A 22183-nucleotide genomic window follows, 5' to 3' on the forward strand; every position below is an offset into this window, starting at 1 on the left:
TTTCTGCGTCTTGAATAAAGTTAAAATAAAAAAAAGTAATAGCAAAAAAAATCGTCTCAAATATTTTAATTTGAGACGATTACACTTACAAGGTTAACTAATTATAATTTGATGACTTGTTTCAAAACAACAGCATTCCCTTTCACGAGTCTAATTAAGTAGGTTGCAGGATCTAGACTATTCATATCAAAGTCCAACACTCCGGCAGGAACATTTGCCCGATCCATGATTATTTTACCATCAAAAGAAAATACACTCACCCGATCAATCTGTTCTGCCACTTCTATATGCACAACACTACGTGTAGGGTTAGGGTAAACATTTACAGCTAAAGAAAGTCCTTCTTCCTTTATAGAAACATCTGTAATTAGAATTGGGTTTTCGATGCGATCAGATGTAACCGAACATCCAAATTCATCCGTGTATAACACCCAGTACTCTCCATTTTCACCAACTTCAACATAGTTTACGGTATCATTTGTTTCATCAATTAGAAGCTCTTCATCCAAATACCATTGATTACCTGTCTCATAAGAAGAGATTATAAAAACACTGTCGACCGTCAACATTGGAGGCGCTGGAGTTGGATGCACTGTAACCGTTACTTCATCTGTATTAACACAACCATATTCATCCGTTCCTTCCACAATATAAACAGTTGTTTCGGTAGGTGTGGCCCATGGGTCTCCAATCACAAAATTCGATAAAGTTGGATCATACTCCCAGATATAAATAACACCCCCGGTCGCGTTTAATTGCGTGGAGTCACCAAAACAAATTTCGGTATCCAAACCAGCATCAATTGGGGGAGCTTCTACAATATTTACAGCAACCTCATCAGAACCTTCACAACCAAAACCGTCACTAGCCGTTACCGTATACACTTTATCACTAATGGGAAACGCCCATGGATCTGCAATACTTAAGTCTGATAATGAAGGGTCAGAATCCCAAGTATATTCCAATCCACCTGAAGCCAATAGCTGAACTGAATCACCCAAACATAAAAATTCATCTGGCCCTGCATCAACACTAGGAAGAGCATTAATTGCAACAAATACAGAATCTCTATTTTTACAACCATTAATATCCGTTCCCTCAACATAATACATGGTTTCAACAATTGGTGTAGCGGTTGGATTATACACATCTAATTCGGACAAACTAGGGTCAGGTTCCCATTGATATAAATCGGCTAATCCTCCGGTTGCAAATAACACCACAGAACTACCGTCGCAAACTGCCGTATCAACACCCGCATCAATATCAGGCATAGCGAGGGTTGCAACATTCACCGAGTCCAAATTTTGGCAGCCATTTTCATCTGTACCAGTTACAAAATACTCTGTAAACCCAGTAGGAATTGCCCAAGGGTCAAAAATATCTAGCGCTGTCAATGAAGGATCAGAATCCCACATATACTCAAGAGCTCCACTCGCCATAAGATGAACAGAATCACCTAAACAAATTGTTTCATCACTTCCTGCATTCACAACAGGCAAATCATAAACTACAACATTTACCGTATCACTATTTTCACAACCGCTATCATCTGTACCTGTTACGATATATGTTTTATCGACATCAGGACTTGCTATTGGATTATTGACATCCAAATCAGACAAAGTCATATCTTCATTCCATAAGTAATCGGTTGCGCCACTTGCCATCAACTCCACAGAACCATCTGGACAAACTCCTGTATCCAATCCTGCAGATACAATAGGCAATTCATAAACAATAACATCTACACTGGTTTCAGCATCACATAAATTCTCATCAACAACGGAAAGCGTAACAGTCATAGTTTCTGTTACCTCAGTTGATATTTCATCACTTCCCGTGGACCAAAGGTATTCGTCATATTCATCCGTATACAAAATCACTGAATTACCCACACAAAATTCCAAAGGGGTGTCGGCATATATCTCTAATACTGGGTTTGCATTAACCGTAACAGTAACAGTGTCATAATCAATACATCCCGCCACACTTTCAGAACTCACAACGTAAACCGTAGACTCATCAGGAGTCGCGGTCATCGTTTCACACACATCACATGACATGCTCTCTTCATCGCCCGACATAACGGACCAAGTAACATTATCTCCACCGGTAGCTTCAAGTACAACAGATTCTCCTTCACATATAGCTGTGTCAACTGACGCTGTTGTCGTTAATTGGCAATATTTTATTGTACTAAAATCAAGATTTGTGGCTCCTCCATGACTATTCCCTGTTATAAAAATATTATCGTCAATATCTAACCTCATTTTCAAGGCTTGGTCACTGTTTGAGGCAGGACCATTAAAAATTGTTGACCATTCTAAAGCTCCGTCAGTAATGTCATATTTTAATGTCGCAAAATCATTATTACTCGCGGAATAAAAGCTATAACCGGTAACATAAACATATCCACCAGAAGGAGAAATTCGAACATCCTTTGCTTCATCATATTTTAGTCCCATTGTAGTATAGCGATGCGCCCACAATTCAGTACCATCTGTGTCGTATGCTATGGTATAAAAATCTTCACTGGTTGCGACACTTTTACTTTTTCCTGTTACAATTACATTATCGCTACCATCAACAGCCACAGCATTAATGACATCTAAAGCTTCAGCGTCTCCTGCATAAAACTTTTTCCATAAAACATCCCCAGTGGCTCCAGAAAATTTAATCGTTAAATAATCTTCTTCATTTAAGATATCTGTAAATCCCGAACCTCCCAGTATGACATCATTAGAACTTGTCAGCGCCATAGCAAAAGGCGTGTCAAGCTTACCAAAACCTGAATCTTCAGTTTTAGACCAAATAAGCACCCCGTCCGAATCATATTTAACAACTGCATAATCAAAAAACGTGTCTTCTACATCATATTCGTAATCCCCTCCAACATAGAGGTTTTCATCGCTGTCTATTCGAATGATTTTTGCATTATCACTTCCTGATCCTCCGAAACTATTTGACCAAATTTCAGTTCCATCCGTATCATATTTAATGGTGAAAAAATCGACATTACCCACTGCAGGTGTAATTGAACCAACCACAATAATATTATCGCTTCCATCGACCACTAAATCCTTTCCTGTATCAAAACGCCCTGTCCCAGTTTCGATTTGAGCCCAGAGTTCCGCTCCAGTATCACCGTCGTATTTAATGGTTACCATATCCCAATCTGTTCCACCGATAAAGCGAGAGCCTGTCACGATAACATCCCCTTCACTGTTTAAAACAATTGCCTTTGCCTCATCTATTCCCGAACCGCCATAGGTAGCTACCCACTGTTCAACACCATCTGCATCATACTTAACAGTTGCCCAATCATAACTTGAACCAGAATAAGTTGCTCCAGTAACATAGGTGTTGCCAAGATCATCTAATGTTAAATCGAATGCTTTATCAATAAAATTACCCACCCCATTATAACGAGCTTCCCATTGGATATTAATTTGACCAAACCCCTGAAAACAAGCTAACGTCATTAATGTAAGTACAAACTGGAATTTCATATTTTTTAATTTCAATTTATCCGCAAAATTAGATAATATTATAGATTAAACTAGATTTCTTATCGACTAAACTTGCTAATTCATCGATAAAACTTACAACACTTGTTTTGCGAATAGAATATTAATACTTTTGCAACAAATTTAGTTTTCACCAGCCAATTAAAATGAAAAGCGAATGAATAAACTGTTACTAATTATAATTACGTTTTGTTCTCTATACGCAAAAGCAACTCATATAGTTGGCGGAGAGCTTATTTACCAGCATCTCGGAGGCTCATCTTATTACCTCACAATAAAACTCTATAAAGACTGTAACCCAGGGACTCAAAATTTTCCGAGTGATTTAGAGGTTGAGGCTTTTACAGGCTTTGGTTTGGATACGATAGGAACACTTCCCGCTGATGATTTTTTCATTCTTCCCCGTCTTGGGCGTGACACTTTAGCCCCTAATGTAGACACCTGTGCTTTTAATCCCGGTGTTTGCGTGGAAGAGGCTATTTATGGGGCCATTGTTAGTCTTCCTCCTGTAGAGGGGGGATACCACCTGTTTTATCAAACTTATGCGAGAAATGGGAGCTTGTTGAATATTGTTGATCCACTCCAAGCTGGAGAATCTTTTTACGCATACGTTCCTGATAACTCGCTTTACCTTACTAATTCTAGTCCAGTATTCTCTAATTCCCCTCCTGTTTTTGTTTGTAAAGGATACGATTTGAACCTTGATTTTTCTGCGACAGATGTTGATGGAGATTCTCTGGTTTATTCCTTTTACACTCCATACACGGGAAGAAGTTGGGATCACCCTGATCATTACGACCCTACACTTTATTATCCGACAATTGATTTAGGTGGAACACCGCCAGATAATATCACTTTCCCCGAAGTGGTTTACAATCCGGGCTTTTCTGCGGACAATCCCCTAAACGCTTTTGGAGGCGCAGCCCTAACAATCAGTAGTGAAGGTATAATAAATGGTGTGCCAGAAGCTGTAGGACAATATGTTGTAGGAGTTATGGTTGAAGAGTATCGTGATGGTGTGAAAATCGGAGAGATTGTTCGAGATTTTCAATTTAATGTGCTCAATTGTCCACCACCTTACAATGCCGTAATCGGTGAAATTGATGGGTGTACCGACTATGAAATAACTTTCACTAACGAAAGCGGTGAAGGCGCAACCGGGTTTTGGTGGAATTTTGGAACCGGAATTCCATCTGACACCAGCAATCTAGAAGAACCGACATTTGATTTTACTCCTTTTGCACCTGGAACTTTTGAAGTGACGCTTATTGCTCAAAAAGGTACTAATTGTGCCGATACAACCACAATGGACCTTATTTTATCTGGTGTTGAGGCAGGATTTAGTATTCCAGACACAGTATGCCTTGGAGAACCTATTTTCTTTGAAGACACCTCTAATTCTCAGGTTAACGGTGTATTAGAAACTTGGTCTTGGGACTTTGGGGATGGATCTAGTTCGGACCTCCAATTCCCTACGTACAGCTACGGAAGCCCAGGTGACTTCGTGGTCAGTCTTGAAGTTGGTTCTGATGTTGGCTGTACTGATGTCATTTCAAAACCTATTCATGTTAAGGATATCTCCGGTGCAGGTATCGCTCCTATGATGGGATGTATTGGATTGGAAGTAGATTTCACAAATTCAAGTGTAGCAGAGGCTGAAAATTTCCATTGGAATTTTGGAACTGGATTCCCTTCTGACACGAGTAATCTCGAAAACCCTAGTTTCACCTATTCAGATTATGGAGTATATGACGTGATGTTGATTACTGAACCGGGCACATTTTGCTCAGATACGGCGATTTATGAATTATTGGTTTCAACCGTAAATGCTGATTTCGAAGTACCTGACACGACCTGCTCAGATATACTCATCGATTTTGAAGATTTATCCACAACAATCAATGGCGATATTTTCAGTTGGGAATGGGATTTTGGTGATGGTTCAACCTCAACTGATTCAGATCCCGCTTATGGTTACACTAGTCCCGGTACGTTTACAATAACTCTAGTGGTTATATCCGATATTGGATGTACGGACACCGTTTCAAAAGAAATTACCATTTTTGACGCACCAGTAGCAGCAATTGGCTACGCTGATTATTGTTCTGGCTTAACTATTGACTTCAATAATATCAGCCCTGTTGACGCCGGTGGCTTCTGGTGGGATTTTGGAACAGGAGATGATAGTGACACAAGCGTTTTGGCTAATCCAACCTTCACTTATGACGCATTTGGCACCTATACTGTAACCTTAATCGCGCAAAAAGGAACCGCTTGTGAAACAACTTCAAATGTAGATATAGTTGTGTCAGATTTGGATATAGCCTTTGACATGCCTGATACAGCTTGTATAAATACAGAAATTAATTTCACAGACTTATCCGTAACAGCGCCAGGAACGGAATTAACAGAGTGGGAATGGGATTTTGGTGATTTAGTTACCTCGGACGAGCAAAACCCAACGCACAGCTATGGCAGCAGCGGGGATTTAGCTGTAAAACTAGTTGTTCATTCTGATATTGGATGTTCAGACACGCTGGTAAAGCCTCTTTATATCCAACCGCAACCAATTGCGTTTGCCGGCCTCGATACAGCTGTTTGTATAAGTGAACCAAGTTTAGAATTGGATGGTTCAATAACCGGAGCTGAAGGGGGAATATGGAGTGGAGATGGTGGTACATTTTTACCTTCTGTAACTGATTTGGAAGCTACTTACTTCCCTACCATTGAAGAAATAGACCTGGGTTTCACTAACATCGTACTTACTACTGAAGGAAATGGGTTTTGTGAAGCCGGAGTTGATACATTAAGACTTGTATACCTCGGCGATCCTAATGTAAATGCTGGAGACGATATTGACGTATGTATTGATTCTAGTTATGTGATTGTAAATGCTAGTGTTGAATTTGAATCAGATGTAATTTGGTCAACAGCTGGTGATGGTAGTTTCGATGATGAAGGTAGTTTATCAACAATTTACACATTCGGACCGGACGATATAAGTGCAGGTGGTGTTGTATTATATATCGACACATACAATTATTCAGGATGTCCCGAAGATTCCGACACACTACAAATAAATATCAATGAACCTCCAACTATGGAATACATGAACGATACACTTATTTGTTCAGGGTTCCCTATCTTCCTCGACCCAAATACGAGTACTGGAAATGGTGCTTGGAGTTCAAGTGGTGATGGAATTTTTGATCCTGATACTGGAGCAACCACAATCTACACCCACGGCTCATTAGACTCTTTAACTGGTAGTTTTACCATTTACTTCACGACCTTAGATAATGGAGGATGTGACGCGCTATTCGATAGTCTTTTAGTTGACATCATTCCAAGTCCAGAGCCTGATTTTAATTTTACAGAAGTTTGTTTTGGTGAAGAAACCGCGTTCACGAATACAAGTGAAAGTGATGACCCAATTGTGGCGTATGAATGGAATTTTGAATTGGGAGAGAACAGTGATTTAGAAAATCCAACACATACATTTAATCAACCTGGCACTCACCCAGTCGAATTTATTGTTTTCTCAGAGAACGGTTGTAGCGATACAATTGTAAAAGAGGTTCGTTCACATTTTATTCCTGAAACCAACTTCTCTGTTCCTGCACCGTGCTTAAACGGCGGAACTTATTTTGCAGATTCAACACATGTGGATAGCGCATCACTTGTCTCTTGGCATTGGGATTTTGGAGATGGAAAAGGAACTGACACGGTTCAAAACCCAACCTATCAGTATGCCATCGAAGGTGTCTATGACATACGTCTGACCACTTCTTCTGAGTTCGGTTGTACAAAAGACACCACAATTACAGTTCTTATCAATTTAGGACCAATTGCATCAATAAGTGCAAATCCGCCAAGTGCGCATCCATTTGTGACGATTAATTTCAAAGATGAAACTGTAGAAAATGGAGGAGATTTAGTGGACTGGCAATGGGATTTTGCTGATGGCAACTTTTCAACGGAACAAAATCCATTGCACACCTATGACGATGAAGATGAATACAATGTAGTCATGATTGTTGAAGACGAAAACGGTTGTATTGATACGGCAGAATTGATTTTGCCAATCTACCATGGCCCACTCGTTCCAAATGCCTTTTCGCCAAACGGAGACTTAAACAATGATTACTTAATGGTGCTCGGTGGAAACTTTGAAGAATTAAACTTTACCGTTTATAATAACTGGGGTGAGGTTGTTTTCGAAACTAATGATATCGAATCTCAAGGTTGGGATGGGACATTTAAAGGTGAACCTCAACCATTAGGTGTTTATGTTTATGTAGTCAAAGTAAAAACATTTGATGGTGAAGAGCATTCACTATCTGGTGATGTATCCTTAATACGATAGTCAATTAGCATGAAAAATATAATATTTTGCATCGCATTATTCTCCATTTCATTTTATGGAAATGCACAAGATTTTCATCTTTCACAGTATGATGCGGCAGCATTGAATGTCAACCCTGCCCTAACAGGAATGTTCAAAGGTGATTATCGCATTCATGGACATTATCGAACACAATGGGCGGCGGTTGCTACGAAACCTTTTACCACAGGCCTATTGAGTTTCGATATGAAACATAAAAAAAACAATAATTTAGCTTATGGCGCACAAATTGCTAATTTTAGAGCTGGTGCGGGTGGATATAATGTCGTGAGCTTTCTACCTTCCGCTTCATACAAATTTGCTTTGGGTAAAAAAGAAGAACATTTTTTAAGTTTAGGAACTCAAATAGGATTCTTCCAAAAATCGATTAATGCCTCAAGTCTACTCTTCGCAAACCAATATGTAAAAACAAACGGTGGAGAATTCAATTCAGGAATTTCAAGTGGAGAAAATTTTGCGAATAATGGCATTTTTAAGTTAGACATTAATTTTGGTGCGATGTATTATTTTGCAAAAGCCAACAATAGAATTAATCCTTTTGGTGGCGTAACATTTTACCATTTAAACCGACCAACAGAATCATTCTTAAGCGAATCCAATAAACTCGCAATTCGCCCTTCTATTATAGGAGGAGCAAGGATAATATTTAACCCTAAAATTGCCCTGACTCCGAAGATATTTTACCAATATCAAGACAAAGCGAGTGAGTTTACCTATGCTGTTGCGAGTCAATTTTACCTACCGGCTTATGATATATTTTTATTGGGAACTATTATTTTCCGAAATGAAGATGCTGCCATCTTTGAATTTGGTGCAAAATACGGAAACTTTATCGGTCGATTAAGCTACGATATTAATACTTCTAGCTTAACTTCAAGTTCAAACGGAAGAGGCGGAACTGAATTTTCTTTGACCTATATTTTTAGCCGCCCTAATCCAAACCCTTTACCATCTTGTCCTAAATTATAATGAAAAGAATTACGTATATCCTATTTTTTCTTTGTTGCTTAACTGGAAATATCACCAATGCACAAACTTATCCAGAATTAGTTAAGCTTGGTGACGAAGCAATGCAAACGGGGCAGTATTCTAATGCCGTATATTATTACGCCTTTACCTTATACAAAATTGATCAGGGACTGGAAGCTGGTTATTACCCCTATGAGATCTCTACAACATATGAAGCGCCCCATACCGATAACACTGGTGCAATCGTTCCGCCAGTAAATCCCACAGATAAACAGATTAAAGTAATACACCGACTGGGGAAAGCCTATTTGCTAGCGGATGATTATGAAAACGCTGAAAAATGGTTAGCTGCTGCGATAAAATATCCGCAAGAAGAATTTCCAAATGCACGATTTGACTATGCTGATGCTCTTATGCAAAGAGGAGATTATCAAGCAGCCGAACAAGAATTCACTACTTTTTCCAATGAATTGACCGATTCGCTCAGCTTGTTTCATGATAAAGCCCGCACGAAAATTGCAAGTTGCGAATTTGCCCGTAATCAAGCAGTACCCGATCAAAGAATTATAGTTGAACAGCTCGAAGGTAAAATGACCGAGGGAAGTACAAATTTTGGAATCCAGTTTACTTCTGATTCTCATATCATTTTTTCAAGCGCTCGAGTTAAAAGCAATTCTGATTCTACACAAAAAAAGGACGAAAATTTTTTATTAGACTTATTCATTGCTCCGGTTAATAATGGGCAAATCGGAACCCCAGAAAAATTCCCTTTTCCTTTAAACTCAAATGAATTTCATGAAGCCTCGCCAACGATGAGTGACGATGGGGAATTTATCTATTTCACAAAAATGAATCCAGCAAATAAAAACGAAACACAAATTTTTGGAAGTAGAAAAATTGCGGGAAAATGGATAGAGCCATTTAAATTAGGGTCTCATGTAAATAAAGAAGGATTTCGATCACTTACCCCCTACTTCCAAAGTTCTAATCGTCGCCTTTATTTTTCGTCAAATCAAATCGGAGGCTACGGAGGATTAGATCTATGGTACGTTGAAGTCAAGGAAAATGGTGACATAACTGAACCTGTTAATCTTGGATCAAGCGTAAATTCTTCCGAGGATGAAATTTCACCTTACTTTCAAGATCACTTAAAATTACTATTTTATGCTTCATCAGGCCATATAGGTTATGGGGGAATGGATATCTTTTACAATGTATGGGACCAAAATACGGACGATTTTGGTCCGATGAAAAATCTAGGACAACCTGTAAATTCTCCCAGCGATGAAACTGCATTTATTATTGATGACAGCTACATAAATGGTTATGTTAGCTCTAATAGAGCTGTTTGTACAACTTGTGATTCAATCTACAGCTTAAGGGCGCAATGTAATCAAATTTACGCTGTAAAATTACCCGGTTTAAAATTCAAAATTAGTGGATACGTTTATGACAAGAAAACCAATAACCCCATCCCTAATGCTCGAATTGAATTCAAAGATATTACTTATGAATGGCCGCATTTTGAGATTACCTCAGATGAAAACGGATATTATGAACAAGACCTAATCCCAAATTTAGAAGCTTTTTTGCGGGCGAGTAAAATTGATTATTTCGCGGATAAAGCCCTAATATCAACGTTAGGTGAGATAGAATCTAAGAACTTTGAACAAGACTTTTACCTAGATCGCATTCCAGATAAAGAAATAACTATTGAGGGAATTGAGTACGATTTTGACAGTGCTAATTTACGACCAGAATCCGAAATCGTTTTGGATAAACTTATTGAATTTTTAGAGCTCAACCACAACATAATTGTTGAAATTCGTTCACACACTGATATAAGAGGAGATGATGATTATAATATGAGGTTATCTCATCGAAGGGCAAAAAGTGTTGTCGATTACCTAGTGAAACATGGCATTCCGCTTGAACGACTTGTTCCGAAAGGTTATGGCGAAACAACCCCTGCTGAAATTACAGATGACCAAGGCAATACTACGATAATGTCGCCAGAATATATTGAAAGTCTTCCAAACAGAAAAGCAAAAGAAGAAGCACATCAACGAAACAGACGTACAACTTTCTTTGTCCTTGAGCAAAACTAGACGTGAATCAAAATCCTAAGAGTTGCTCCTTTTTTTTCTTTTATCTTTGCATAAAAAATATATAATGGAAGAATTAAAAAAAGAAGCAAGTTACGGTGTTGGAATGAGCATTGGTCAAAGCTTACAAGGCCAAAACCTAGATGAAATCGATCTTAATAGTTTTATGGAAGGTATTCAGGCAATTTTCAATAACGATACCTTGAAATTCAGTCCTGAAGAAGCAAACCAAAAAATATCGGCATATATCAACGAAATGAATACTGCACGTTATGCTGGAAATAAAAAGGCTGGCGAAGAATTCTTAGCTGAAAATGCTAAAAAACCGAGTGTTACTACGCTGCCTTCAGGTTTACAATATGAAATCATTGAAGAAGGAAATGGTGAAAAACCTAATCATGATTCACAAGTGACTGTTCATTATCACGGCACATTAACTGACGGAACCGTTTTTGACAGCAGCATAAGTAGAGGAACGCCAGCTACATTTGGTGTTAATCAAGTAATTAAAGGATGGACGGAAGCACTTCAATTAATGCCAACAGGCGCTAAGTGGAAGTTATATATTCCTGAAAACTTGGCTTACGGAGCTACCCCTCATCCTGGAGGACCAATCAAACCATATATGGCATTAATTTTTGACGTTGAATTAATATCAATTAACTAAAATATGACCCGAATTTTTCTATCAATCCTACTTTTTGGACTGCTAAGTGCCTGTAATGATGAGAACTCTCAAAATATCCAGGAACAAAATCAAGATACACTTAAAGAGCTTAGTCATTTTAACAATGACGACGAAAAAGTAAGTTATTGCATTGGTCTTGACAATGGAAACGCAATATTAAACGTATATTCCAGTGAACAAACCAAGGGCAAATTTAGCTTGGTAGATATTGAAGCAGGATTGGTAGATTATTTGGGAGATGAAGATTTAAAAATATCAGTACATGCTATTGATAGTATATTAAACCTATATTTAGGTGACGAGGGACAAGTTGATGCAACTCATGTTTCGATGCAAGATGCTAGTTATGCGATTGGTTTGGTTGAAGCTCAAACTTTAGTTGGTTCTTTTGTTGGGAGAGGCATTGATCAACAAATGGAAATCCCGCAACTCATTGAAGGTATTCGCGATGGTATAAATAATGAACCAAATAAAATTTCACTATTAAAAGCACGACAAGAAGTTGCAGCTTATTATAGCGAAATGAACAGGATTATGGGAGAAAGCTTTCTTTCAAACAATGCTAAAAAAGCAACTGTCCAAACGACAAAAAGTGGCTTGCAATTCGAACAAATAATGGAAGGAACCGGGCGTCAACCTAATTTAACAGATACTTGCATCGTTCATTACACAGGTCGATTTATTGATGGCCGTGTGTTTGAATCGACAGTTCCCTCTCAGCAGCCGGCCCAATTCACATTAATGAACGTAATACCTGGATGGCAAGAAGGATTACAATTAATGAAAGAAGGTGGAAGTGCTAGATTATATATCCCATATCAACTTGCCTATGGCGAAAAAGGCAGCGGTCCAATTGAACCGTTTTCTACACTCGTGTTTGACATCGAATTATTGCGGGTCCTTAAGTTTAAGCCGCAAAAATAAAGACTTGATGAACTTTTTTAAACGAATGATTTGATCATTACTTAAAAATAATAGGTAAGAAATTATCATTACTATTCCGAAAGTAAATATCCCCATTCCAAAGGCAATTCCGAGGTGTAGAACCACTCCATAGACTAAAAAAGGAATCTTAATTCGCTTATTCCATACCAGTATTGGAAATAAAGCTTGATAGGCTAAAACCGAATAAGTAGCCAGTTGGGATAAAAATAAATTATCAGCAAACAGCCAATGCATCAGATTGCTTGAATACGCATTAATCCTAGACACAAACATTATCGCCTCTCCACTTTGCCAGGCTGGATCCATCAGTTTATAGAAATTAGAGAAGAAATAAAGTAGGCAGATTTGAATCAACATAATCCAGTAAAATGTATTATTTGCTAAATTCTGTAAATCGTTATTTTCAAATGACTTTTTGCGGGTATCAATAAAAATCAAATAGAATAAGAGTAGGTTAATCAGCGTCTCTCCACCCGTAAAAACAAGATAACCTCGCCCAAATAAATTTACGGTAAAAAAATAAACTAATATTGCTGATAACCGCGGTAATCGACCAATCAAACCAAGAATAAGGAAAAGCAATTGACCGAATAGAAATACGTATGCAATCCAGTTTCTTCCAAGGTTATATGGATGACTTAGTAAATTAACGAGAGCTCTGCTCCCTTGCAGATACCAAGGCGTTCCACTATACCACCCACTAGATCCAAGAATTCCCGGGTAAGCAAAAATTTGATCTACTATTGGAATTAAGGTAAGGCTATTAATTATCAAAAATATGTATAAAATTCGTTTAAAAAACGACACCTTTTCAGCATAAGGAAAAGGTCGAATAAATATTTCAGCTATTCGATTCATATGCTCCCAAAAACAGGTAATTCAAGCTGTTGAAATTCTCCTTTTTGTACATCTTGCATTTCAAACCGTATGCGTGCCGCTTTTGCATTTTTCTTAAATAAATACTGCGCGTACCCCTTTAAATATGCACTAATCTTAGCGTAGCTTTGACCATTTTTGAATTCATCCAAACGATTATCGGGTATCTTGCTCAATTTGGTTAACCCCATTTCTTTTAAATCAATTTGTAGCCAATACACTAAATTCGACTCGCCTATTACAAGTTCGCCGTGATGGCTTCCGCGTAGCCATTGATGTTTCGTCAGAAATTGATCACTCGGTTTAAACCATGCCGTAGAATCTTTTTCAAAGTAAAATTTCATTTCAACAGTCGCATTAATTGTTGGGCAAGGCGCAAACATAGACCATCGCTGCGTAAAAATAGGCTCAACATAAGGTTTTGATATCCTCTCTAATGCATCAGAATCATAGTTAGGAGGCATTGCATAATTAAAAATCAACCCAAAATGAACGCATACAAAACCAAAGGCCGCAACCCCCCAAATATTTTTATTTCGAAGTGATTTCAATTGAATAGTTTATTAACTTTATGTTTGTTAAAAATATACATTATCGCGGTAAATTTTCTCCGTAAAATAAATACTTTTCGGAATAAATTGTACGATTAAAATGTTTTTAAGTCCTTTTCTTCGAACACTTCTATTTACCATGCTGTTTTCGGCATACAACAATCCTCTTTTTGCTCAAAAGCACAAAGCGTATTTCAGCAACGGCACAGTAAAAGAAATGGGGCGTTTAAAAGAAGGGAAAAAAGCGGGAAAATGGATACTGTTTCATGAAAATGGATCTATAGCCAAAAGCGGTAAATATAAATTTGGTTTAAAATCAGGGAATTGGACATGCTACTACCCTTCTGGTGCTATTCAAAGTACCGGAGTTTATGAAGATGGGTTGGAAGAAGGATTATGGCAGTTCTTTCATGACAATGGAAAATTATATGCCGTTGGGGAATACAAATCGGGACAAAAAACGGGTAAGTGGACATATTTTCACCGCTTGGGTAAGAAATCTGTTGAAGGCTATTATTCTGAAAATAAGCAAAGTGGAAAATGGAACTATTACGATGTAAATGAAAAGCTAGTTGAAACAGGAAATTGGGAAAATGATCAACCGCATGGTATGTGGTTTTATTATTTTGCGAATGGTAAAATAAAAAAAGAAGGAAGATGGGAACATGGGCAACAAGATGGCGTTTGGCGATATTATGATGAAATCGGAAATTTGAATAAAAAAGGCAATTGGAAGAATGGCCATCAAAATGGGGAGTGGTTATACTTCTACCCTTCAGGAAAGATAAAAGAAAAAGGGTTCTGGTTAGAAAGTAAGCAAGTTGGGGAATGGCAATATTATTATGAAAACGGAAATTTAAAAAGAAAAGGGAAGTGGAAAGGTGGTTTTAATTTTGGAGAATGGCAATATTATCATGTTAACGGAAAGATTAATAAAAAAGGAGAACGAGCAAAAGGACATTCCATAGGGCATTGGTTTTTTTATCATGAGGAAGGATGGTTACTAAAAGAAGGATGGTATGATAAAAACGGTATTGAAGAAGGGAAATGGAAATTTTACCATAAAAATGGCCGCATTGCGCGAACAGGATCTTGGAAAAATCATAAACAAGATGGACTATGGCAATATTACGATGAGTATGGTCAGTTAATTGAGGAAGGAACATGGAGTGAAGGGTTACAGAACGGGACTTGGACTTATTATTACTCCAATGGAAGAGTAGCGAGCAAAGGCGATTGGAAAAATGGTGTGCAGCATGGAGTTTGGTCATACTATTATAAATCTGGTAACCTTCAGAAAAAGGGAACTTGGATAAGTGGCAAGCAGGATGGCCAATGGAAATATTTTTATGAAAACGGAACCTTACAGCAAGAAGGAAATTTTATCAACGGAAAAGCTGTTGGAAATTGGCTAGACTACGATCTAACCGGCAAAATAATGGATACAAAACAGTATTAAAAAGAGGCGATGAAAGAGCATTCACAAGAAATCGATTTAGAAAAAGAAAGACAGGATATATTAAAAGCTTACAAAGGATTATTACGCGCGAGTAAATCTATTCGCAATCGTGAAGACACACGAATGATACGAAAAGCTTTTGATGTTGCGGTTGATGCACATAAAGATATGCGTCGAAAAAGCGGTGAACCCTATATTTTTCATCCTATTGCTGTTGCAAGGATTTGTGCTGAAGAAATGGGACTTGGGGCAACCGCTATTGTCTGTGCACTGCTCCATGATACAGTGGAAGACACCCATATGACTTTAAATGATATTGAAGAGTTGTTTGGATTAAAAGCACGAACAATTATTAACGGGCTAACTAAAATCCCAGAAGTCTTTGATGAAAACATCTCCATACAAGCCGAAAACTTTAGAAAATTAATCCTCACAATTTCTGATGATCTTCGTGTGGCATTTATAAAAATTGCTGATCGTTTGCATAATATGCGAACCTTAGACTCCATGCGTCCAGACAAACAATTAAAAATTGCGTCTGAAACTGAATTTTTATACGCTCCACTTGCGCATCGTCTCGGTTTTAACGCAATTAAAAATGAATTTGAAGAAATAATTTTCAAATACAAAGAGCCAGAAATCTATACTCAGCTCGAACAAAAATTAGAAAAAACTGCTGCTGTTAGAAATCGATTTATTCGTCAATTTAGTCTACCAATTAAGCAAAAATTAGAAGAAGAAGGATATAGTTTTAGTATTAAAGCCCGCACCAAAAGCATTCCTTCAATATTTAAAAAGATTCAAAACAAAAACGTTACTTTCGATGAAATATACGACATTTTTGCGATACGTATCATTTTTGACACTCCACTTGTAAAGGAAAAATCTGATGCATGGAAAATTTATAGCGTCGTAACGGATTATTATCAACCTAACCCTGATCGTTTAAGAGACTGGATCTCTATCCCAAAAGCCAATGGATACGAATCATTACATACAACGGTGATGAGTCCTTCAGGAAAATGGGTTGAAGTTCAAATAAGAAGCAAACGAATGGATGAAATAGCCGAAAAAGGCTATGCTGCACACTGGAAATATAAAGAAAACAAATCTACTGAGAGTACTTTTGATCGTTGGATTGGGGAAATTCGAGAATTACTAGAAAATCCAAACTCAGACGCCGAAGAATTCATCAATGAGTTTAAACTCAATCTATTCAGCGACGAAATATATATTTTTACTCCGAAAGGAGACCTGCGCGTATTGCCAAAAAACTCTACAACCCTCGATTTTGCATTCGACATTCACACTGACATCGGTTTATCCTGCATAGGTGCTAAGGTGAACAGTAAATTAATGCCCTTAAGTCATGTTCTAAAGAGCGGTGATCAGGTAGAGATTTTGCGATCAAACAAGCAAAAACCTAAAGAAGACTGGTTAAAATTCGTTGCTACAGCTCGAGCTAAATCTAAAATTAAATCGGCCCTAAAGGACGAACAAAAACGAATTGCAGCTGATGGGAAGGAGATTTTACAACGAAAATTAAGTCAGATGAAAGTCAACTTTTCTAGTGAAAATATCGCTTCGATAGAAAAGTTTTTTGGAATCAAAGGGGCTACAGAACTTTACTTTCAAATTGCAAAAGGCAAATTAAACCTTTCTAAGCTAAGAGAGTTAAAGGTTGATAACAAAACATTCGTATTACCTAAACCAAAAACTGAAACTAAGGAAACAGATTTTGTTGAAATTATGACTGCGGTTGATCAAAAGAAAGACACCATAGTCATTGGCGATGATTTTAAGGAATTTGAATATAAATTAGCGAACTGCTGTAATCCCATTCCTGGGGATCGTGTTTTCGGTTTTATAACTGTTTCTGAAGGAATTAAAATTCACCGAACAAATTGTCCGAACGCAACTCAACTGATGTCAAACTACGCATACCGCGTTTTGAAAGCACAATGGAAAAGTGACCGTATTCGTGAACGTTTGTGTGGCTTGTTAATTACCGGAATAGATGATATGGGGATTGTAAACAATATGACCAATATAATCTCAATGCAACATGAAGTCAATATGAAGTCTATCAGTTTTGAATCAAACGATGGAATTTTCGAAGGAAAAATAATGTTATACGTTTATGACACCGAACATTTGGATGAATTAATTTTAAAGTTTGAGCAGATAGACGGAGTAAAATCAGTAGAAAGAATCTAGTTCTTAAAACTTGCTTAAAATGTCCTTAAAATTGGTTAACTTTACAACCATAAGATTCCGCTATGGAAAAAGAATTATTACAAGAAAAAGTTAAAAACATATTTTGCGATTTTCTCGAAGAGAAAGGTCATCGTAAAACACCTGAGCGATTTGCTATTTTGGCTGAAATATACGCGCAAAAAGGACATTTTGATATCGAATCACTGTATGTCAAAATGAAAAACAAGAACTATCGCGTAAGTCGTGCCACACTTTACAACACCATCGAATTATTATTAAGTTCTGATTTGGTTAGAAAACATCAGTTTGGTAACAACATAGCACAATTTGAAAAATCTCATGGTTTCCAACAACACGACCATGTTATTTGCTCAAACACTGGTGAGGTTATTGAATTTTGTGATCCTCGAATTGAAAAAATAAAAGCGACGGTAGAAGAACTATTCAATGTTAAAATTCATCACCACTCACTTTATTTTTACGGAGAAAAACTAGACGATAAGTCGGATAAAAAATGAGCTTAGAAATTTCAGTAAATCCACGCCAACAAGCAGATGAAATCTTATTAACTGGGAATGGCTTGATTGAGGATGATTTTGCGGAACTACTTCAAATTGTAGATGAACGTATTGCTGCCGCGCAACCAAACTTGGTTTTAAACCTTGAAAAAGTAAAAGTTTTAAACAGTCTTGGGCTCAACACTTTGATTAAAATTTTCACAAAATGTAGGAATAATGGTGGCGACATGTACATTGTTAATATCTCGGATAAAATTAATCAAGTACTTTTGCTTACTAAATTAAATACAGTTCTTAATATTGCAACTTCTACTGAAGAAGCAGTAGAACTTTTGAATTAAAGAAAAAGAAATTTCAAATCAAAGAAGGTCCATTTTGTTCAGGTGACGCCAACAAAATGGAGTTTTTTTTTTATTTCTTAAACGAAAAGAATAAACTAAAACAAAGGCTAAAAACACAGGTTTAGCAAACGGTCTTGATGACAAGGATCAAAAAAAAATTTGAAATGAAAAAAGTAGATGTTTTATTGGGATTGCAATGGGGAGATGAAGGTAAAGGAAAAATTGTTGACGTCGTTACCCCTAAATATGATATAATTGCACGATTTCAAGGTGGGCCTAACGCTGGACACACCCTTATATTCGACAATAAAAAATTTGTCTTGCACACTATTCCATCTGGTATTTTTAGAGATAATACAATCAATATCATTGGAAACGGAGTTGTAATTGATCCCATCATCATTCGCGAAGAAATTGAAAAGCTCGAGGCGACTGGTGTCAATGTAAGCTCTAACCTCTTGATTTCTAAAAAAGCTCACCTCATTTTACCGACGCATAAAATCCTTGATAAATATTCGGAAGAGCAAAAAGGAATTAAAAAAATTGGATCTACGCTCAAAGGAATCGGACCAACTTATATGGATAAAACTGGACGAAATGGCCTTCGAATGGGCGATTCAGTTGCCGAAAACTTTAAAGAAAAATATGATCAACTGGTTCAAAAGCATCAAGCTATACTTGGAGATTACGAATACCAAGATATGTTGGCGGAATTTGAACCTAAGTGGTTTGAAGCCATGGAGTTTTTGTCTAAGTTTGAATTAATTGATAGTGAACATTACATCAATCAAGCATTAAAAGACGGAAAATCAATTCTTGCAGAAGGTGCTCAAGGGACAATGCTCGATATAGACTTTGGAACATACCCTTTTGTAACCTCATCAAATACAGTAACTGCTGGAACATGTACAGGACTTGGAGTCGCTCCTAACAAAATTGGTGAAGTTGTTGGGATTTTTAAAGCATATTGTACACGTGTTGGTAGTGGTCCTTTTCCTTCAGAACTGGACAATGAAATTGGACAAAATATTCGTCAAATTGGTCATGAATTTGGTGCTACAACGGGAAGAGATCGTCGTTGTGGGTGGATCGATTTACCGGCATTAAAATATGCCATAATGATAAACGGTGTAACGCAACTTTCAATGATGAAAGCTGATGTTTTAGATAGCTTTGAAGAAATTGAGGTGTGCACTCATTATGAAATTGATGGCGAATTATTTGATTACTTCCCATACGATATCAATGCCTTAAACGTTAAACCTGTTTATAAAAAAGTAAAAGGTTGGAATACGGATTTAACAGGAATGAGAGATATGAGCGAAGCTCCACAAGAATTTTTGGATTATATCACCTATTTGGAACGAGAATTGCAAACACCTATTTCAATCGTGTCTGTTGGACCAGACCGTGCGCAAACTATAATTAGATAATAAACATTGTACAAACTCAATAAAATAGTATTAATGGCGCTTTTCTTAAGCGCCTTTTTTCTGCCTCAATCGGTTTTTTCCCAAGATAACCTTGTGCGTTTAGTTTTTGCTGAAGATGTTGTGAGCTCCGTTGAATTTCCAAACACTACCGTCGCAAAAGGTCATGTAGAGTTTAATCATGCGGGAAGCCGATTATTCTGTGATTCTGCTTTATTTTTTCAAGACAAAGACATTGTTCATGCTTATAGTAATGTCCAAATTAACCAAGGAGATACGGTAAATTTATTTTGTGACTCCCTAATTTTTGATGGTAAAACCAATATTTCTAAACTATACTCTAATGTGCGCTTTCGAGATAATGAGTATTTGATGGTTACTGATTCGATGGAATATGATGGAAACCGGTCGGTCGGTGCTTATAAAAATCACGCAGTTATCACAAGTAGAAATGATGATTTACGTCTCACCTCAATAAAAGGCTATTATTATTCCAATAGCAAAACATTCTTTTTCAAGGATAGCGTGCATATAAAAGACCCTGAATACGAATTGTTTTCGGACACACTTGAATTTAGAACAAACACCAGCGACGCACATTTCCATGGACCAACTACTATTCTTTTTGACTCGTCAAATGTACAATGTAAAAAAGGCATATACTTTTCAAAAAAAGACCTTGTTCAGTTATGGAATGGTGCAACCATTAACGAACCCGGCAGGAGATTTTACGCAGATAGCTTGATCTATAACCAAAAAGATGATTTTGGAGAAGGATTTTGTTTTGTCTCTTTGTATGACACCACTGAACAAGTACATTTTTTAGCAGACTACATGCTCAAAAAACCAAAAAACACGGAGATTATCCTGAAAAATAATGCACGAGTTTGGCAGTACGATGAAAAGGACTCCCTCTACCTGTCAGGCGATACAATATCTTATTATACAGATACGCTAACCAATAATAAATTGTCCATTGTTGAAAATAATGTTAATGTCATAAAAGGGGAACTTTATATTGTATGTGATTCAGCTTATTTTAACGAACAAGACAGTATACTTAAACTTCATAAAGAACCAATAATGTGGAATGATCGGACACAACTTTTTGCGGACTCCATGTTTACAACTTTCTATGATGACGAATTCCACGACATGAAAATGTATCATAATGCCATGATCATTACAGAACATGAAAACGACTCTGTTCATTATGACCAACTGAAAGGTAAATTTATGACCGCCCTATTAGATTCTGGTAAAGTCAAATCAGTACACATACATCAAAATGCACAAACCATGTACTATCCAACTGAAACAGAAACAGACACAGCTGGTGTGGAAACAAAAAGATTATCTGGCCTAAACCAAATTGATTGCAATGAAATAATTGTACGATTTTTAAAGGGTGAAGTTCAAGAAGTGAATTTTATGGATCAACCTTCGGGTAAAATGCTCCCCATGAATCAAATCCCAGAGAAAGATCTTTTTTACAAAGGATTTAGATGGGAAATTAATCGAAAACCAGACCGACCATTTCCTGAATAGTTCTAACTTTAAAATTACTAAATGAATTCAATGAAGTATAGTAAAGGAAAAAAATTATTTGGCATTCTACTCATCGTTAGCATCTCAATGATGCTTGTTTTATCCATTATTAGTGGTTTAAGTGGCGAGTTTGCAAGAGCTGCTAACTTGAAATTAATTCTTGTTTTATTTGGTTTTTCAGTTGCGTTTTCGGGTATTTATTTAATTCAGAACCATTGCTCGACAACAAAACCATCCATTAAAATTCTTATAAGCTTATTCGGTCTTGCTCTAGCTTTTTTAAATACAACCGCTGTATACAACGTTCTACCTTTTGTAAAACTCTACAATTGGCTCATAAGTGGAACCATTATATTTATTTTGCTCGTTCAACTTCAGTTACTAAATTGGGGGAATCAAGAACGACTTATTATGAAGTTATTATCGGTCATTCTTGTGCTTGCCAACTTGGCTTTAATTGTCTTTTTTATTGCCAAATGGAGTTTTCCTGAACTTAGTTTGCTTATAAATATTTCCATTTTAACAGGCTTGGCAAGTTTCATTTTAGGGTTAATCTTCTCAAAAAATAATTCTAACCTCAATCGCTAGGAGTTTCAGCAAG

15 protein-coding genes are annotated in these 22183 nt (G+C 37.0%); 12 read left to right on the forward strand and 3 right to left on the reverse strand.

The features are described from left to right. Positions 1–101: 101 nt before the first annotated feature. A complete protein-coding gene (locus tag A8143_RS14210) occupies positions 102–3512 on the reverse strand; it encodes an outer membrane protein assembly factor BamB family protein (protein WP_066759501.1) in 3411 nt (1136 codons plus the stop codon). Positions 3513–3687: 175 nt separating this feature from the next. On the opposite strand from A8143_RS14210, the gene A8143_RS14215 reads away from it, so the two are divergent. From A8143_RS14215 to A8143_RS17145, 5 genes are all read left to right on the forward strand, one after another. Then, positions 3688–7896: a PKD domain-containing protein gene (locus tag A8143_RS14215; protein WP_066759503.1), complete on the forward strand. Its 4209-nt coding sequence runs from the start codon at positions 3688–3690 to the stop codon at positions 7894–7896. A 9-nt stretch (positions 7897–7905) separates the two neighbouring features. After that, entirely contained in the window at positions 7906–8904 is a 999-nt protein-coding gene (locus A8143_RS14220; protein WP_066759504.1) for a PorP/SprF family type IX secretion system membrane protein, read from the forward strand. Continuing rightward, positions 8904–11012: an OmpA family protein gene (locus A8143_RS14225; protein ID WP_066759505.1), complete on the forward strand. Its 2109-nt coding sequence runs from the start codon at positions 8904–8906 to the stop codon at positions 11010–11012. Before A8143_RS14220 ends, A8143_RS14225 begins: the two co-directional genes overlap by 1 nt. A 64-nt stretch (positions 11013–11076) precedes the next feature. Next, a complete protein-coding gene (locus A8143_RS14230) occupies positions 11077–11676 on the forward strand; it encodes an FKBP-type peptidyl-prolyl cis-trans isomerase (protein WP_066759506.1) in 600 nt (199 codons plus the stop codon). Between the two features lie 3 nt (positions 11677–11679). After that, entirely contained in the window at positions 11680–12621 is a 942-nt protein-coding gene (locus A8143_RS17145; RefSeq protein WP_139134368.1) for an FKBP-type peptidyl-prolyl cis-trans isomerase, read from the forward strand. Here A8143_RS17145 and A8143_RS14240 read toward each other — a convergent pair. Continuing rightward, a complete protein-coding gene (locus A8143_RS14240) occupies positions 12586–13500 on the reverse strand; it encodes a hypothetical protein (RefSeq protein WP_066759507.1) in 915 nt (304 codons plus the stop codon). The two genes, A8143_RS17145 and A8143_RS14240, sit on opposite strands and share 36 nt — an antisense overlap. Further along, a complete protein-coding gene (locus A8143_RS14245) occupies positions 13497–14069 on the reverse strand; it encodes a hypothetical protein (RefSeq protein ID WP_066759509.1) in 573 nt (190 codons plus the stop codon). The genes A8143_RS14240 and A8143_RS14245 overlap by 4 nt, the downstream gene beginning before the upstream one ends. A gap of 100 nt (positions 14070–14169) precedes the next feature. On the opposite strand from A8143_RS14245, the gene A8143_RS14250 reads away from it, so the two are divergent. The 7 genes from A8143_RS14250 to A8143_RS14280 all read left to right on the forward strand — a co-directional run bounded on the left by A8143_RS14250 (position 14170) and on the right by A8143_RS14280 (position 22170). Next, on the forward strand, positions 14170–15528 hold the full coding sequence (locus A8143_RS14250; protein WP_083261404.1) for a toxin-antitoxin system YwqK family antitoxin: 1359 nt from the start codon (positions 14170–14172) through the stop codon (positions 15526–15528). A 9-nt stretch (positions 15529–15537) separates the two neighbouring features. Then, positions 15538–17745, forward strand: a complete 2208-nt coding sequence (locus A8143_RS14255; protein WP_066759513.1) for a RelA/SpoT family protein — start codon at positions 15538–15540, stop codon at positions 17743–17745. Positions 17746–17807: 62 nt separating this feature from the next. Further along, a complete protein-coding gene (locus tag A8143_RS14260; RefSeq protein WP_066759515.1) occupies positions 17808–18263 on the forward strand; it encodes a Fur family transcriptional regulator in 456 nt (151 codons plus the stop codon). Further along, positions 18260–18604 (forward strand): STAS domain-containing protein, encoded by a 345-nt coding sequence (locus A8143_RS14265; protein WP_066759517.1) that lies wholly within the window; start codon positions 18260–18262, stop codon positions 18602–18604. Before A8143_RS14260 ends, A8143_RS14265 begins: the two co-directional genes overlap by 4 nt. Positions 18605–18768: 164 nt before the next feature. Further along, entirely contained in the window at positions 18769–20037 is a 1269-nt protein-coding gene (locus A8143_RS14270; protein WP_066759569.1) for an adenylosuccinate synthase, read from the forward strand. 33 nt (positions 20038–20070) lie between these two features. Next, a complete protein-coding gene (locus A8143_RS14275; protein ID WP_066759519.1) occupies positions 20071–21582 on the forward strand; it encodes an OstA-like protein in 1512 nt (503 codons plus the stop codon). Positions 21583–21612: 30 nt separating this feature from the next. Beyond that, the gene (locus tag A8143_RS14280) at positions 21613–22170 is read left to right on the forward strand and encodes a hypothetical protein (protein WP_139134369.1); all 558 of its coding nucleotides are present in this window, start codon (positions 21613–21615) and stop codon (positions 22168–22170) included. Positions 22171–22183: the final 13 nt, after the last annotated feature.

Origin of the sequence: Crocinitomix algicola (assembly GCF_001661595.2) — a bacterium.
GTDB classification, from domain to species: Bacteria; Bacteroidota; Bacteroidia; order Flavobacteriales_D; family Crocinitomicaceae; genus Crocinitomix; species Crocinitomix algicola.

Coding starts and splice junctions, on each gene's coding strand:
- A8143_RS14280 (WP_139134369.1), top strand. CDS start 21,613: ATGAAGTATAGTAAAGGAAAAAAATTATTTGGCATTCTACTCATCGTT.
- A8143_RS14215 (WP_066759503.1), top strand. CDS start 3,688: ATGAATAAACTGTTACTAATTATAATTACGTTTTGTTCTCTATACGCA.
- A8143_RS14225 (WP_066759505.1), top strand. CDS start 8,904: ATGAAAAGAATTACGTATATCCTATTTTTTCTTTGTTGCTTAACTGGA.
- A8143_RS14220 (WP_066759504.1), top strand. CDS start 7,906: ATGAAAAATATAATATTTTGCATCGCATTATTCTCCATTTCATTTTAT.
- A8143_RS14240 (WP_066759507.1), bottom strand. CDS start 13,500: ATGAATCGAATAGCTGAAATATTTATTCGACCTTTTCCTTATGCTGAA.
- A8143_RS14210 (WP_066759501.1), bottom strand. CDS start 3,512: ATGAAATTCCAGTTTGTACTTACATTAATGACGTTAGCTTGTTTTCAG.
- A8143_RS14230 (WP_066759506.1), top strand. CDS start 11,077: ATGGAAGAATTAAAAAAAGAAGCAAGTTACGGTGTTGGAATGAGCATT.
- A8143_RS14265 (WP_066759517.1), top strand. CDS start 18,260: ATGAGCTTAGAAATTTCAGTAAATCCACGCCAACAAGCAGATGAAATC.
- A8143_RS17145 (WP_139134368.1), top strand. CDS start 11,680: ATGACCCGAATTTTTCTATCAATCCTACTTTTTGGACTGCTAAGTGCC.
- A8143_RS14255 (WP_066759513.1), top strand. CDS start 15,538: ATGAAAGAGCATTCACAAGAAATCGATTTAGAAAAAGAAAGACAGGAT.
- A8143_RS14260 (WP_066759515.1), top strand. CDS start 17,808: ATGGAAAAAGAATTATTACAAGAAAAAGTTAAAAACATATTTTGCGAT.
- A8143_RS14270 (WP_066759569.1), top strand. CDS start 18,769: ATGAAAAAAGTAGATGTTTTATTGGGATTGCAATGGGGAGATGAAGGT.
- A8143_RS14250 (WP_083261404.1), top strand. CDS start 14,170: ATGTTTTTAAGTCCTTTTCTTCGAACACTTCTATTTACCATGCTGTTT.
- A8143_RS14275 (WP_066759519.1), top strand. CDS start 20,071: ATGGCGCTTTTCTTAAGCGCCTTTTTTCTGCCTCAATCGGTTTTTTCC.